Raw genomic sequence first — 14,217 nt, forward strand, 5'->3', positions numbered from 1 at the left:
GGCCGCTTCGCACAATACATTCAACGGAGACACCCCATGCATCCCTCACCGTCAACCGCGCCGGACGGCGCGGCCGCAGGCACGTCGAGGCTCGGCGCGGTCCTGCGCGTGACCAGCGGCAATTTTCTCGAGCAGTTCGATTTTTTCCTGTTCGGCTTCTATGCGACCAGCATCTCGCGAGTCTTCTTTCCGGCGGCAAGCGAGTTCGCGTCGCTGCTCCTCACGTTTGCCGTGTTCGGCGCCGGCTTCCTGATGCGCCCGCTCGGCGCGATCGTGCTCGGCGCCTACATCGACGAAGTGGGGAGACGCAAAGGCCTGATCGTGACGCTCTCGATCATGGCGAGCGGCACAATCCTGATCGCGTGCGTGCCGGGGTACGCGACTATCGGGCTCGCCGCACCGGCGCTGGTGTTGCTTGGGCGCCTGCTTCAAGGCTTCTCGGCCGGTGCCGAGCTGGGCGGCGTGTCGGTCTATCTCGCGGAAATGGCCACGCCCGGGCACAAGGGCTTCTATACGAGCTGGCAGTCGGCAAGCCAGCAGGTGGCGATCGTCATCGCGGCGGCCCTGGGCTATCTGCTGAATCATTTGCTGACGAGCCAGGAAATCGGCGCGTGGGGCTGGCGCATCCCGTTCTTCATCGGTTGCGCAATCGTGCCGGTCATTTTCCTGCTTCGCCGAACGCTGCAGGAAACGGACGAATTCAAGGCGCGCACCCATCGTCCGCGTGCACGCGAGGTGTTCGCGACGATGCTGGGGAACTGGCGCATCGTGTTTGCCGGCATGCTGCTCGTCGCGATGACCACGACGACGTTCTACCTCATTACGGTCTATACGCCGACGTTCGGCAGGGCCGTACTGAAACTGTCCACGGCGGACAGCCTGATCGTTACGCTGTGCGTGGGGGTGTCGAATTTCTTCTGGCTGCCTGTCGGCGGTGCGCTGTCGGACCGCGTCGGACGCAAGCCGATCCTCGTGGCCATCGCCGTGGCGGCCATCGTGACGTCGTATCCCGCGCTCGCGTGGCTTTCATCCGCGCCCAGCTTCGGGCACATGCTGGCCGTGCTGTTGTGGCTCTCCTTCTTCTTCGGCATGTACAACGGCGCGATGGTCGCGGCGCTGACCGAAATCATGCCCGCCAGTGTTCGCGTGGCCGGTTTCTCGCTCGCGTTCAGCCTCGCGACCGCGGTTTTCGGCGGCTTCACGCCCGCGGTGTCGACCTATCTGATCGAGGTGACGGGCGACAAGGCCGCGCCCGGCTACTGGCTCAGCTTCGCCGCGTGCTGCGGGCTGCTCGCGACGCTGTCGCTGTATCGCAAAGGCGGGACGGTGCGGCGTTCGGCGTCGCCTGCGTGAGCCGCGGTACTCGCCTGAACGGATCGGCTTCGCGGCGCCGCCATCCCGCGCCAGTGCGTCCTGTCAAACCGGGCCCGCCGACCCCGTCAGGCCGCCACCGGCCGCTCCGCGAGCTTGAACTCGCCGACCGTCTGCGCGAGCCGGGCCGCCTGCTCGCGCAGCGACGTCGCGGCAGCCGCCGATTGCTCGACGAGCGCCGCGTTCTGCTGCGTCGTATCGTCGAGCTGCGACACCGCCTGATTCACCTGCTCGAGCCCCGTGCTCTGCTCCTTCGCGGCGACGCTGATTTCGGCGATCACGCTCGTGATGTTGCGCACGCCGTCGACGATTTCGTCCATCGTCGCGCCGGCCGTCTGGACGAGCCCGGAGCCGCCCTCGATCTTCTCGACCGACGCGTGGATCAGTTGCTTGATTTCCCGCGCGGCCTGCGCGCTGCGCTGCGCGAGCGCACGCACCTCGCCGGCGACGACCGCGAAGCCGCGGCCATGCTCGTTCGCACGTGCCGCCTCGACGGCGGCGTTCAACGCGAGAATGTTGGTCTGGAATGCGATGCCGTCGATCACGCCGACGATGTTGGCGATCTCTCCCGATGCCTGCGTGATGTCGTTCATCGTCGAGACGACCTCGCGCACGACCGTGCCGCCGCGCAGCGCGACATCCGACGCCGATTCCGCCAGACGGTTCACCTGGCTCGCCGCATCGGCCGAATTGCGGGCCGTGCCCGCGATCTCCTCGAGCGCGGCGGCCGTTTCCTGCAAGCTCGACGCCGCGTGTTCGGTGCGGGCCGACAGATCCTGGTTGCCCTGCGCGATCTCGGCACTTGCGAGGTTGACGGACGTGCTAAACTCGCGGATCTGCAGCAGAATCGCACTGATCTTCTCGGCGAAGGCGTTGAACGCTCGCGCGATCTGCGCGGCTTCGTCCGCGCCGTCGGCGGGCAAGCGCTTCGTCAGGTCGCCGCTGCCGCTCGATACGTCCGTGAGCGCATCGCGCACCATCAGGATGCGCTTGAAGGCCGCGTTCGTCATCGCGCCGACGAGCGCGGCCGCGACGACGGCGACGATCGCGATCGCCAGCAGCGTCGTCGTCGCGACCGCCCGCATGCCGGCCGTCACGTCGCCCTTGTCGAGCGCGAGCACCAGCGACCAATCGGTGCCGACGATCGGTTGCGCGCGCATCAGCTTGACGGCGCCGTCGATGTCGACCGCGACGGGCGCGGACGCCGTCTGCAGTGCACCGAGGCGATCGGCATCGAGTTCCGGCGACAGACCGGTGGCCGGCTTCATGATCAGGTCGGTCCTGGCCGACGCGATCACGCGCCCGCTCTTGTCGACCAGAAACGCGAAGCTCGCCGGGGTCGGGTGAACGGAAGTCACGATCGAGCTCACGTTCTCCATGAACAGGCTGGCTGCCAGCACGCCTTTCACCGCGCCGTCGCGCACCACGGGCACCGCGAACGCCACGGCCGGCTTGCCGCTCGTCGCATCGCGGTAAAGCGCCGTCACGACCAGACGGCCCGCGCCGACGGCCTGCTTGTACCAGGGCCGGGCGGTCGGATCATAGCCGGGTGCGAGCGGCACGTTCGAGAACGCCGTCTTGTCCGGCAGGCCGAGCGTCAGCACCTCGAAGCCGCCCGACTTGCCGAGCAGCTTCAACGCCGGCACCGGATCGCCCTCGCCGATCGCGATCGTGCCCGCGAGCGCCTGGGTTTCGCGCGCCCGGCTCGCCACCCATTCGTCGATCGCGAGTGCGTGGCCGGCGAGGATCGACTTGTGATTCTGGTCGATGGCCTCGTCGTTGTGGGTCTTGACGACGTAATAGACGAGCCCCCCGGTTACGGCCAGCGCCGTCACTACGATGGCGACGCACGTCGCCAGTATCCGGGCGCGAATTGATGACAGCATGATGACTTGGGTCTCCGTTACCGCGTAATTGAACTGGATCGGTGAACAGGCCGATCCTGATCCATTTAACGGCACCGGAGGCAGGAAGTTGAGCGATGTCGGAACGACGGCGTGATGCGCGCGGCGCGCGGCCCGAATTTTTTGCGATGATCGGGCACGCGCAAACGATTGCCGCGGGCGGCGGTCCTAAATTGTTCATTCACCATTCCGATAATAAGGAAAGCTATTTGATACTCACGACTGGAATTCCCCCATGAACGATCGACGGTTAACGGTTCGCACGAAGCTGATCATCGCTTTCGGACTGCTTACGTGCACGGTTGTGCTCGTCTCCCTCCTCGGCATCGTGTCGCTCGGCGACGCGAACGCGACATTCGAGAATTACGTCAACGGCACCAACGCCCGCGCAATGCTGGCGGACAGGGTTCGCGTCGCGGTCGACCGGCGCGCGATCGCCGCCCGCAACCAGGTCCTGGCGACCGGGCCGCGCGATGCGGACGTCGAGAAGGAAGCGGCACTGCAGGCCGACCGCGACGTCGGTGCGCTGCTGGGCGAGCTGACGAACGCGGTCCGCGAGGGAAGCGGCGCGTCCGACAAATCGCGCGAACTGGTTCGGCAAATCGCGGCGGTCGAGGCGCAGTACGGCCCCGTGGCACGCGCCATCGTCGATGCGGCGGCCAACAACCGGCGCGATCAGGCGATCACGATGATCAACGAACAGTGCCGCCCGCTGCTGGCCCAACTCGTCGCGGCCACCGACGCGTATGCGACGTACACGCGCTCGCGGGCCGCCCAACTGGTGACGGAATCGAACGACCGCTATACCTCGCGACGACTGATGCTGATCGCCATCTGCATCGCGGCGGCGGCGGCGGCGGCAATCTCGGGCCTCTTCATCACCCGCGGCCTGCTGCGCGCGCTGGGCACGGAGCCTGCCGCGCTCAGCGAGATCGCCGGCCATATCGCCGCCGGCAACCTCGGCGCCGAATCCACGACCGGCGCCGCGCCGCCCGGCAGCGTCCTGGCTTCCATGCGCGACATGCAGGCGAACCTGATCCGCCTGATCTCGGAAGTCCGTACCGCATCGGGCAACGTCGCGACAGGCGCCGGCGAAATCGCGTCCGGCAACCAGGACCTGTCCTCCCGCACCGAGCAGCAGGCCGCATCGTTGCAGGAAACTGCGTCGAGCATGGAGCAGCTGACATCCACCGTGCGCCTGAACGCCGACAATGCGCAGCAGGCGAGCGGCCTGGCCAACAACGCATCGGAGGTCGCCCAGCGCGGCAGCGCGGCGGTCGGCCTGATGGTCGACACGATGACGGACATCAGCACGAGCTCCACCAAGATCGCCGAGATCACCGGCATCATCGAAGGCATCGCGTTCCAGACCAACATTCTCGCGCTCAACGCAGCCGTGGAGGCCGCCCGCGCCGGCGAGCAGGGTCGCGGCTTCGCGGTGGTGGCCAGCGAAGTCAGGAGTCTTGCGCAGCGTTCGTCGAGCGCCGCGAAGGAAATTCGCGAGCTGATCTCGCAATCGGTCCGGAAAATCCAGGACGGCTCGCATATCGCGAACAATGCGGGCGAGACGATGAGCGAGGTCACGCATGCGATCTCGCGCGTGACCGACATCATGGGCGAGATTGCCGCGGCATCGAGCGAGCAGAGCCGCGGCATCGAGCAGGTCAATCTGGCCATCACGCAAATGGACGAAGTCACGCAGCAGAATGCGGCACTCGTCGAGCAGGCCGCCGCCGCATCGAAGTCGCTCGAGGAACAGGGCAGCCGGCTTGCCGAGGCCGTATCGCTGTTCCGGCTCGACGCGCGTGCGACCGGCGCGTAGGCCGGCGTCCGCCGCCCCGTATCGGTGACGGGTGCACGCGTTCGCGCACCCGTCATGTTAAGTAGCGGAAATTAACCAGATAGTGGGAATGTCGCGTATCGACGACGACGCGAAACAATTCCGTAACGGCCGCGTAACGATCGCTCACCACAATCCTCCCTCTTCGACCATCAGGATGGAGTCTTGCATGTTTGCGTCACGAAGCCGTTTCCCGCTGCACGTCGCGGCATTGTCGAGTGCGATCGTACTGGCTGCCTGCGGCGGCGGCGACGACGTCGCGTCGACCGGCACGATCGCCGCGGCCGTGCCCGCGCCGCCCGCCGACCCCGGCTTCGTCGACAGCGCGCCGATCCCGAGCGCGCCCGCTTTCGTCGACAACGTCGCGACCAACCAGCGCGGCGATGCGCGCTATGCGACGCTGTCGACCAACGCCGCGGTACGCGTGTTGAGCCGTTTTCTCGATCTCTGGCAACCGTCGACGATGCTGGTCGACGCGGGCGTGTCCGCGCCGGCGAACGGCGCGTTCCCGGCCGTCTCGCCGTCAACCTGCTCCGGGCTGCCGAACAGCGGCGTGCCGTGCGGCACGATCCTGAACGATGCGGTGCTGTCGGCCAACGTGCAGTACGTGATCGACGCGACGACCGCGCGCACGCCGCAACAGGCCGATGCCGCGTACTACGACGACCGGCGCGGCAAGGGATACAGCGTGACCGACGGCATGGGCCCGCTCACCGCCGCGTGGCGCACCGCGGCCCAGCAGACGACCAGCATCACCAGCGTGCCCGCCGATGCGACGACCGTGCTGTACAACGACGCCGGCAACAACGTCGGCGTCGGCAGCAGCGGCGGCAACGCCAGCTTCGGCAAGGTCGTCGACCTGCTCAACGAAATGGGCAACAACGCGTCGACCGAACCGTCCAAGCGCTTCTTCAAATACGCGCGTCCGTACCGCTGGAGCACGAGCGTGATCGTCGCGCCGACGCTCGTGCCGGCCGAAAGCGCGACGCCCGCGACCGACGGCGGCTTCATCAGCGGCCACACGGCCGAGGCGGTGCGCGATGCGACGACGATGGCGTGGCTCGTGCCGGAACGCTTCCAGGAAATGGTCAGCCGCGGCCTCGAGCTCGGCGAGAACCGGATTCTGGCCGGCATGCATTCGCCGCTCGACGTGATCGGCGGCCGCATGCTCGCCCTGGCCGTCAGCGCGGCGAACCTGACCGCGTACGCCGGCGACGCGCAGGCCGCCTACACGCAAGCCCATCAGACGCTGCAGCAACTGACGGGAACGAGCGCCACGACGTTCTCCGCATTCGCGCATTCCGGCACGACGGCCACCGACCGGTTCGCCGACTACACGGCGAACCGCGCCGCGTTCCTGCGCCGCATGACGTTCGGCTTCGGCGCGCTCGAATCGACGAACGCACCGCCGGTCGTACCGAAAGGCGCGGAGATTCTGCTGCAGACGCGTTTTCCGTATCTGAGCGCCGACCAGCGGCGCGTCGTGCTGAAAACGACCGAGCTGCCGTCCGGCTATCCGGTCATGGACGACGCGGAAGGCTGGGGCCGCCTGAACCTGTTCGCCGCGGCCGACGGCTACGGCGCGTTCAACGGCAACGTGATCGTGTCGATGGATGCGTCGCAGGGCGGCTTCAATGCCGCCGACCTGTGGCGCAACGACGTCGCGGGCGCCGGCAAGCTGACGCTGCAGGGCAGCGGCACGCTGACGCTGGCGGGCAACAACGGCTACACGGGCGGCACGCAGGTGAGCGGCGGCACGCTGGCAGCCGCGTCGACGACGGCGTTCGGCAAAGGAGACGTGTACGTCGGCCCGGGCGGCAGCGTGCGCATCGCGGCCGCCGCGCCGGTGACGATCGCCGCCCGCTACACGCAGCTCGACAACGCGACGCTCGAACTCGACATCGATGGCAACGGCGGCGGGCGGCTTCGCGTGGGCGGCCCGCTCACCATCGCGGGCGGCACGCTGCACGTGAAGTTCGTGAACGGCTACGCGCCGAAGGCCGGCGACACCATCGCGCTGATCGACGGCGCGGCGGCTGCCGCGAAGTTCTCGACGGTGACGGTCGACGGCTTCAAGGCCACGCCGGTCTACACCGCGACGGGCGTGTCGATCACGCTGTCGGCGGCGTAGCCGGCCGCGAAGATCGATCCTGCAACGGCGCCGCCCACGGGCAAGACCGCGTACCGAAGCGCCGTTGCAGTTCGATGATCGTCGGCAGGTTGAAATCGTGAACATCCGGCGCGGCGCCGCCCTGCCGCCGGCTGACCTCGACACAGAGTTCCAGCGCACGCGCGCGCGTCTCGGCGAGCAGCCGCAGCGCCTCATCGAGCAATCCCTTCTCCAGTTCCGACAGCGAGCCGCCGTGGCCGGTTTCGCCGATCGCCGGCTCGCTCATGCGGGTTTCCATCGCGGCTTCTCCTTCGCTGTCCGATTGCGCACGCGGTCGCACATCGCCTTTCGCGTCACATGACCGCGCCGCGCAGCCACGGCACGAACTCGCGTTCGCCGATGCCGTTGTCCTCGCTGCGGGAGCGTCGTCCGGAGGCGACGTCGAGCATCAGCCGAAACAGCCGCGCGCCTGCTTCGTCGACCGTGAGCGAACCGGCGACGATCCCGCCGCTGTCGAAATCCATGTCCGATCGCATCCGCTCGAACAGGCCGGTCGTCGTCGCGATCTTGATCGTCGGCACCGGCTTCGAGCCGAACACCGAACCGCGGCCCGTCGTGAAGCACACGAGATTCGCGCCGCCGGCGATCTGCCCGGTGGCCGACACCGGGTCGTAACCGGGCGTATCCATGAACACGAGCCCGGCTTGCCGCACCGGCTCCGCATAATCGTAGACCGCGCGCAGCGGCGAGCGCCCGCCCTTCGACACCGCGCCGAGCGACTTCTCGAGAATCGTCGTGATGCCGCCGGCGAGGTTGCCGGGCGACGGGTTGTTGTTCATTTCGCCGCCGTGATCGGCAACGTAGCGCTCCCACCACTGCAACCTGCCGCGCAGACGCTCGGCCACGTCGCGCGAGGCCGCCCGCGCGATCAGCAGATGCTCCGCGCCGTAGATCTCGGGCGTCTCGGACAGAATCGCGGTGCCGCCGTTGCGGACCAGCAGATCCACGGCCGCGCCGAGCGCCGGGTTCGCCGTGATGCCCGAGTAGCCGTCGGACCCGCCGCATTGCAGGCCGACCTTCAGCCGCGAGGCCGGCACCGCGCTGCGACGCGCGCCGTCGGCCGCCTCCACCAATTCGCGCACGATCGACACGCCGCGGGCCACGGTATCGCGCACCCCGCCCTCGTCCTGGATGACCAGCGTGCGCACGGTGCCCGGCGCGGCCGCATCGAGCCGTTGCGCGAGCGCCCCGACCTGGTTGACCTCGCACCCGAGGCCGACGAGCAACACGCCGGCGAAGTTCGGGTTCCGTGCATAGCCGACGAGCGTGCGCCGCAGCAGTTCGATGCCGTCCCCGGTTGCCGACATGCCGCAGCCGCTCTGATGGGTGATCGCGACGACGCCGTCGACATGACCGAACGCATCGAGCGCGCCGTGCCGGTATGCATCGGCGATCGCATGACAGACGCTCGCCGAACAGTTGACGCTCGCGATCACGCCAACGTAGTTGCGGGTTCCCACGCTGCCGTCGGGCCGCACGAATCCGTCGAAGGTATCGGCGCGATCGGCCGGAACCTCGTGCGCGTCGCCGGCACGCGCGTCGTCATGCGCATGTCGCTCGGGCATCCCGACGTTGTGCACGTGCACGTGCTCGCCCGCGTCGATGTCTCGCAGCGCGATGCCGATCGGCTGCCCGCATTTGACGATCGCGTCGCCGCGCGCGATCGGCGCCGTGGCGATCTTGTGGCCGGCCGGCACCGCGGCCGCCGGCCGCAACGGCGCGCCGCGCACGTCGATCGGCACGTCCGGCGCCAGTGCGTCGAGTGCGACGGCGACGTTGTCGTCGCCGTGAAGGATCACGATTGCCGGTTGCTTCACGATGCATGTCTCCCTGTCGTTGCGCCGGCCGCCGGATCGCCGGCCGCCGGGTCATGGCGGGCGACGAGTTGCCGCAACCGGGGTTGTTCGGCCGTCAGCGTCAGCGAATCCGCGAGCGCGAGCAACGGCTCGATCCGCCGCGCCACCTTCTCGCGATGGTTGACCGCGATATCGGCGATGCGATGCGCGAGAAACGGATTGAGAAAACGCTCGCGCACGCTGTCGACGTACCGTTCCGCCGTTTCGCGCAAGCCCAGCGCGACGAATACCGGCGCGACTTCATCGCGCCACACCGCCTCGAGGCCGTCGCGCAGCCGCGCATCGTGCATCGCGTCCAGCACGGTTTCCGATGCGTCGCGCCCCGCCGCGAGCCACTGCTCCGCGAGCCAGCTGTGCCCGAGATTGAGGAAGAACAGCTTCAGGCGCTCGTGGCTGCGCAAATCGTCGGTGACGACGATCTGCGCGTGCCGGCACGGCAGCGCCATGCCGGCACGCCGTTCGATCGCCCACAGCGCATAGGGCTCCGCGATCGCGCCGACCGGATGCAGCGGCTCGGACACGATGCGGTCAACGAGCGAGTTGACCCACACGCAGCGGTTGCACAGATAGTCGGCGAACGCGTCGGGCAGCCGCCACCGGCGCGCGAGGTCCAGCACGATGTCGCGCAGCGTGTCGCCGTTGTTGGTCACCAATTCGCAAGGCAGGACGGAGATGCCGTCGTCGGGCCGCACCTGCCAGCGCGCATGCAGCAGCGCGAGCAGCTTTGCCGGAAAGCCGCGCGGGGTTTGCTCCGGCCGGTCCAGCAAGTCCGCGGCGTCGCGCGGATCGGCGCGATAGCCTGCGTCGCCGGTGTTCGACACGATGACGCGCACCGTCTCGACCGCGGCACGGCGTATCTCGGCCCAGTCGCGCTCGGCATCCCACGCGCGCTGCACGGCGCGGCATTCGACGACTTCGTCGACGATGCCGCCGCGGTCGCGCCCGCGAATCCGCACCGGATAGCGACCGGTGGCGCGCAGCGCGTCGATGCGGGCGCGGCTGGCCGGATTGCCGGTCGTCTGCACGATACCGATGCCGCCCATCGCGTTGCCGTCGTCCAGCGCCTGGGACACGAACAGGTCGACGTGCGCCAGCAGGAAGCGGCTCGTGCCGAATTGCAGGATCGGCGGTGTCATCGCGTGCGCTCCGCGTGCCGGATTCGGTCGCTCAGCATTCGACGAGCGCCTTCACGACGGTCTGTCCCGCTTCCAGCAGACGCGGAAACGCGTCCGGCACCTCTTCGAGCCGCATCCGGTGCGTGTTCAGCGCGCGATCCGGAATGCGCCCCGCGCGCATCGCGTCGAGCACCGTCGCGAAATCCTCGGCGGTGGCATTGCGGCTCGCGAGCAGCGTGGTTTCCCGCTTGTGGAATTCGGGATCCGAAAACGCGACGTGCCCGCGCACGATCGAGATCAACGTGTATTTGCCGCCGTGCGCGACGAATTCGAAGCCGCGATTCATCGCATCGAGGTTGCCCGTCGCGTCGAATACCGCATCGAAATACTCGCCGTTCGTCAACGACGCGAGGCGCGCCGCATCGTCTTCCCCCACCTCCACCGCCGCATCGACCGCCAGGTGCCGGCGGCAAAATGCCAGCCGGTCGACCCGCGTGTCGAGGCACGTGACGTCGGCGCCGCGCAGCTTCGCGAAAATCATTGCGGCCATGCCGATCGGCCCGGCGCCGACGACCAGCGCCCGCTGCCCGGCACGGACGTCGGCGCGCCGCACCGCATGCGCGCCGATCGCGAGAAATTCCAGCATCGCCGCCTGGTCGAGCGAAATGCCGTCGGCCTTGTGGACGAATTGCGCAGGGACGCTGAGGTATTCGGCCAGCGCGCCGTCGCGATGCACGCCGAGCACCTTGATGTTCACGCAGCAGTTCGTGTTGCCGTGACGGCATGCGACGCAGTGTCCGCATGACAGATACGGCATCACGTACACCACGTCGCCGGCGCCGAGCCCCGACTCGGGTTCCGCCTCCACGACGACCGCGGAAAGCTCGTGCCCCATCACGCGCGGATAGTCGAGATACGGCTGGTTGCCGGTGAAGATGTGCAGATCGGTGCCGCAGATGCCGACGCGCTGCACGCGCAGCAGCACTTCGCCGCTGCCGCGCACGGGCAGCTCGCGCTGCTGTACGCGCAGCACGCCGGGGGATTCGCAAATCACGCTGAGCATGTCGGGTTCCTTTCGTTATGGTTCATTCGTCGTGGCGTGCGGTGTCGATCCGGTAAAAGCGGCGCGCGTTGCCGCCGAAGAGGTCGGCCAGCGCAGCGGAGCCGAGCAGCCGCGCGCAGTCGTCCTCGCATGCAGCCAACCATTCGCCGTAGCCGCCGCACGCCGACGCCAGCCGCAACACCGGCCAGTCGCTGCCCCACATCAGGCGCGTCGGCCCGAACAGCTCGGCCAGCGCATCGACATACGGCCGCGTGCGCGCGCGCACGGCATCCGGGCCGGCCGACGGCCCGGCCTCCGTCCACAGGCCGGACAGCTTGCAATGCAGGTTCGGCAGGCTCGCGAGCCTGCGCATCGCCGACAGCCACGGCTGCAGCACGCCGCGCTCGATGAAAGGCTTCGCGCCGTGGTCGATCACGATCGGTAGATCCGGATGGCGTCGCGCGAATGCATGCAGCGCATCGAGATGGCGCGGCATCACCAGCGCATCGAAACCTAGCCGATGCTCGAGCATCGCGGCGACCGCGCGATCCAGTTGCGGATCGTCGATCCACGCGTCGTCGGGCAGATCCTGCAGCATCGGCCGCAAGCCGCGCGCCTTCGGCGCGGAGGCGAACGCGGCGATCCGCGCCGGCGCGTCGTCGGCCTTCATGTCGACCCAGCCGACCACGGCGCCGACGCTCGGCGTGGCGGCCGCGAGATCGAGCAGAAAGCGCGTGTCGGCTTCGCTCGGCAGCGATTGCACGAGGACGGTGGTGTCGATGCGCGCGGCATCGAGCAGCGGCGCCAGATCGGCGGGGCCGAAATCCCGGTGAATCGCGTCGAGTTCGGCCGGCGGCCAGCAGCCGGCTCGCGCGCCGATTCGCCAGTAGTGCTGATGGGCGTCGATGCGAACGGTCATGCGCGTGCTCCCGGAGCCGGTGCGTGCGTAGCGATGAGGCCTTCGTCGCGCAGCGCATCCCATAGTTCGGCCGGTGCGGGGCGCTCGAACCATGCGATGTTCTGCTTCAACTGGGCCACGCTGCGCGCGCCGACCACGCACGACACGACGGCCGGATGGCCGAACGGAAACTGCAACGCAGCGGCGGGAAGCGGCACGTCGAAGCGGTTGCACAGCGTGCCGAGCCGCGTGGCCTTGTCGATCACGTCGGCGCTCGCGTCCGCATAGTTGAACTTGCCGTTGCCGGCGAGCAGGCCGGAGTTGAACACGCCGCCGATCACGATGCCCGTCCCTTCACGGGCGCACGCGTCGAGCAGCGGTTCAAGCGCCGTCTGTTCGAGCAGCGTGTAGCGTCCGGCCAGCAGCACGGCGTCGAGCGCCGCTTCGTTCAGCGCATCGGCTGCGACCTCCCATTCGTTCACGCCGAGACCGAACCCGCCGATCTCGCCGCCCGAGCGCAGCGCCTCCAGCGCGCGAAACCCGCCGCCGCGAGTCAACTGTTCCCAATAGTGCGCGTGACGATCGCCGTGCGTCATCGCGCCGATGTCGTGCACGTACAGCATGTCGATTCGCGCAAGCCCGAGCCGTTGCCGGCTGTCGTCGTGCGAGCGCATGATCCCGTCGTAGCTGTAGTCGTAGACCGGCCGGAACGGCAAAGGCTCGGCCCAGCCGTCGTCGCCCGGCCGCACGCTCGCGTCGGCGCGCATCAGCCGCCCGACCTTCGTGCTGAGCGTGAAGGCGCCGCGCTCGCGCGAGGCGAGCGCCGCCCCCACGCGCCGCTCGGACAGCGTGTAGCCGTAAAACGGCGCGGTATCGAAATAGCGCAGGCCGGCCGCCCACGCGGCGTCGACGAGCGCGGCGGCATCGACGGCCGACATCGGGCGATAAAGGCCGCCCAGCTGCGAGCAGCCGAGACCGAGGGCCGACATCGTCATCCCGCTGCGCGGCAAGCTGCGCGTGTCGTTTGCGTTCATGAGTCGCGACTCGATACGGGAAAGCGGCACGGCCGGTCAGTACAGGACATTCTTCGCCGCCTGCGAATCGAGGTTCTGCTTGTCGACCATCACGACACCGGTATCGATCACCTTCGGCGCGGGCTTGCGCGCGATGACGTCGAGCGCCGTGCGCACGCCCTGGTTCCCCATCTGCCAGGATCCCTGCACGGCGATCGCCTGCACGGTGCCGTCGCGCACGAAGCCCTGCAGATCCTCGTTGCCGTCGAACCCGATCGCCACCACCTTGCCCGCCTTGCCCGACTGCTTCAGTGCGCGGCCCATCCCGACCGCGGTCGGCTCGTTCGCACCGAAGATGCCCTTCAGGTCCGGGTTCGCCGACAGCACGTCGGTCGTCTGGTTCAGCGCGGTCGCCATTTGCGATTGCGAGTAGTACGGACCGACGATCTGCAGCTTCGAATGGCTCTCGATATATTTGCGGAACCCGCCGACGCGGCTGACCTCGGAGCCCGCGCCCGGCACGTACGACATGATCGCGATCTTGCCGGATTGCCCGACGCGGTCGATCAGCGCCTTCGCGCACAGCGCGCCCGCCTTCTCGTTGTCGGTCGACAGGAACGCCTGGTAATACGGCTTGCCGGCGTCCGCGATGGCCGAGTCGATCAGCACGACGGGAATGTGCGCTTCCCACGCCTTCTTGATCGCGGGGACGAGTGCATCGGGGTCGGACGGCGCGAGCACGATGCCCGCCACATGACGCGTGACCGCGTTGTCGACCATGTTGACCTGCCCGCTGATGTCCGACTCGGCCGCCGGCCCCTGGAACGTCATCGTGTAGCCCTTGGCTCCGTCGAGCGCCGCCTTCGCGCCTTTCTGCACGTTCTGCCAATAATTCGAATTGACCGTCTTGACGATCACGGCGATCTCGCCGCCCGCCGCCTGCGCGCCGCTGCTGCATACCGCGAACACGCACGCCGATGCCGCCAGCAGGATGGATTTGTTCATGTC

The 14,217-nt window shown here is 68.3% G+C and carries 11 protein-coding genes; 3 read left to right on the forward strand and 8 right to left on the reverse strand.

Annotated elements, in window-relative coordinates:
* Window positions 1-36 precede the first annotated feature (36 nt).
* A complete protein-coding gene (locus tag WS61_RS30780; RefSeq protein WP_059506220.1) occupies window positions 37-1,353 on the forward strand; it encodes an MFS transporter in 1,317 nt (438 codons plus the stop codon).
* An 86-nt stretch (window positions 1,354-1,439) separates the two neighbouring features.
* Here WS61_RS30780 and WS61_RS30785 read toward each other — a convergent pair whose 3' ends face one another.
* Window positions 1,440-3,257 (reverse strand): methyl-accepting chemotaxis protein, encoded by a 1,818-nt coding sequence (locus WS61_RS30785; RefSeq protein WP_059506222.1) that lies wholly within the window; start codon window positions 3,255-3,257, stop codon window positions 1,440-1,442.
* A gap of 253 nt (window positions 3,258-3,510) precedes the next feature.
* Between WS61_RS30785 and WS61_RS30790 the strand changes: the two genes are divergently transcribed.
* Window positions 3,511-5,097 (forward strand): methyl-accepting chemotaxis protein, encoded by a 1,587-nt coding sequence (locus tag WS61_RS30790; protein ID WP_059506224.1) that lies wholly within the window; start codon window positions 3,511-3,513, stop codon window positions 5,095-5,097.
* A 187-nt stretch (window positions 5,098-5,284) separates the two neighbouring features.
* Window positions 5,285-7,246: a phosphatase PAP2 family protein gene (locus WS61_RS30795; RefSeq protein ID WP_059506226.1), complete on the forward strand. Its 1,962-nt coding sequence runs from the start codon at window positions 5,285-5,287 to the stop codon at window positions 7,244-7,246.
* Here the strand turns inward: WS61_RS30795 and WS61_RS30800 are convergent.
* Genes WS61_RS30800 through WS61_RS30830 form a run of 7 tightly spaced genes read right to left on the reverse strand, consistent with a single transcriptional unit; the run spans window position 7,227 to window position 14,214 of the window.
* Window positions 7,227-7,523, reverse strand: coding sequence for a hypothetical protein (locus WS61_RS30800; protein ID WP_059506228.1), 297 nt, complete (start codon window positions 7,521-7,523; stop codon window positions 7,227-7,229). The two genes, WS61_RS30795 and WS61_RS30800, sit on opposite strands and share 20 nt — an antisense overlap.
* Before the next feature lie 55 nt (window positions 7,524-7,578).
* On the reverse strand, window positions 7,579-9,102 hold the full coding sequence (locus WS61_RS30805) for a UxaA family hydrolase (RefSeq protein WP_059506230.1): 1,524 nt from the start codon (window positions 9,100-9,102) through the stop codon (window positions 7,579-7,581).
* A complete protein-coding gene (locus tag WS61_RS30810; protein WP_059506231.1) occupies window positions 9,099-10,277 on the reverse strand; it encodes a D-mannonate oxidoreductase in 1,179 nt (392 codons plus the stop codon). Before WS61_RS30810 ends, WS61_RS30805 begins: the two co-directional genes overlap by 4 nt.
* Before the next feature lie 31 nt (window positions 10,278-10,308).
* The gene (locus WS61_RS30815) at window positions 10,309-11,319 is read right to left on the reverse strand and encodes a zinc-binding alcohol dehydrogenase family protein (protein WP_059506233.1); all 1,011 of its coding nucleotides are present in this window, start codon (window positions 11,317-11,319) and stop codon (window positions 10,309-10,311) included.
* A 22-nt stretch (window positions 11,320-11,341) separates the two neighbouring features.
* Window positions 11,342-12,217 carry an amidohydrolase gene (locus tag WS61_RS30820; protein ID WP_059506235.1) on the reverse strand — a complete coding sequence of 292 codons (876 nt, stop codon included), beginning with the start codon at window positions 12,215-12,217 and terminating at the stop codon, window positions 11,342-11,344.
* The gene (locus WS61_RS30825; RefSeq protein WP_059506237.1) at window positions 12,214-13,230 is read right to left on the reverse strand and encodes an aldo/keto reductase; all 1,017 of its coding nucleotides are present in this window, start codon (window positions 13,228-13,230) and stop codon (window positions 12,214-12,216) included. Before WS61_RS30825 ends, WS61_RS30820 begins: the two co-directional genes overlap by 4 nt.
* Before the next feature lie 36 nt (window positions 13,231-13,266).
* Complete coding sequence (locus WS61_RS30830) at window positions 13,267-14,214, reverse strand: ABC transporter substrate-binding protein (protein WP_059506239.1); 948 nt, start codon at window positions 14,212-14,214, stop codon at window positions 13,267-13,269.
* Window positions 14,215-14,217: the final 3 nt, after the last annotated feature.

This window comes from Burkholderia sp. ABCPW 11 (assembly GCF_001523445.1).
GTDB lineage: Bacteria > Pseudomonadota > Gammaproteobacteria > Burkholderiales > Burkholderiaceae > Burkholderia.

Coding starts and splice junctions, on each gene's coding strand:
- WS61_RS30780 (WP_059506220.1), top strand. CDS start 37: ATGCATCCCTCACCGTCAACCGCGCCGGACGGCGCGGCCGCAGGCACG.
- WS61_RS30815 (WP_059506233.1), bottom strand. CDS start 11,319: ATGCTCAGCGTGATTTGCGAATCCCCCGGCGTGCTGCGCGTACAGCAG.
- WS61_RS30825 (WP_059506237.1), bottom strand. CDS start 13,230: ATGAACGCAAACGACACGCGCAGCTTGCCGCGCAGCGGGATGACGATG.
- WS61_RS30790 (WP_059506224.1), top strand. CDS start 3,511: ATGAACGATCGACGGTTAACGGTTCGCACGAAGCTGATCATCGCTTTC.
- WS61_RS30820 (WP_059506235.1), bottom strand. CDS start 12,217: ATGACCGTTCGCATCGACGCCCATCAGCACTACTGGCGAATCGGCGCG.
- WS61_RS30810 (WP_059506231.1), bottom strand. CDS start 10,277: ATGACACCGCCGATCCTGCAATTCGGCACGAGCCGCTTCCTGCTGGCG.
- WS61_RS30800 (WP_059506228.1), bottom strand. CDS start 7,523: ATGGAAACCCGCATGAGCGAGCCGGCGATCGGCGAAACCGGCCACGGC.
- WS61_RS30785 (WP_059506222.1), bottom strand. CDS start 3,257: ATGCTGTCATCAATTCGCGCCCGGATACTGGCGACGTGCGTCGCCATC.
- WS61_RS30830 (WP_059506239.1), bottom strand. CDS start 14,214: ATGAACAAATCCATCCTGCTGGCGGCATCGGCGTGCGTGTTCGCGGTA.
- WS61_RS30795 (WP_059506226.1), top strand. CDS start 5,285: ATGTTTGCGTCACGAAGCCGTTTCCCGCTGCACGTCGCGGCATTGTCG.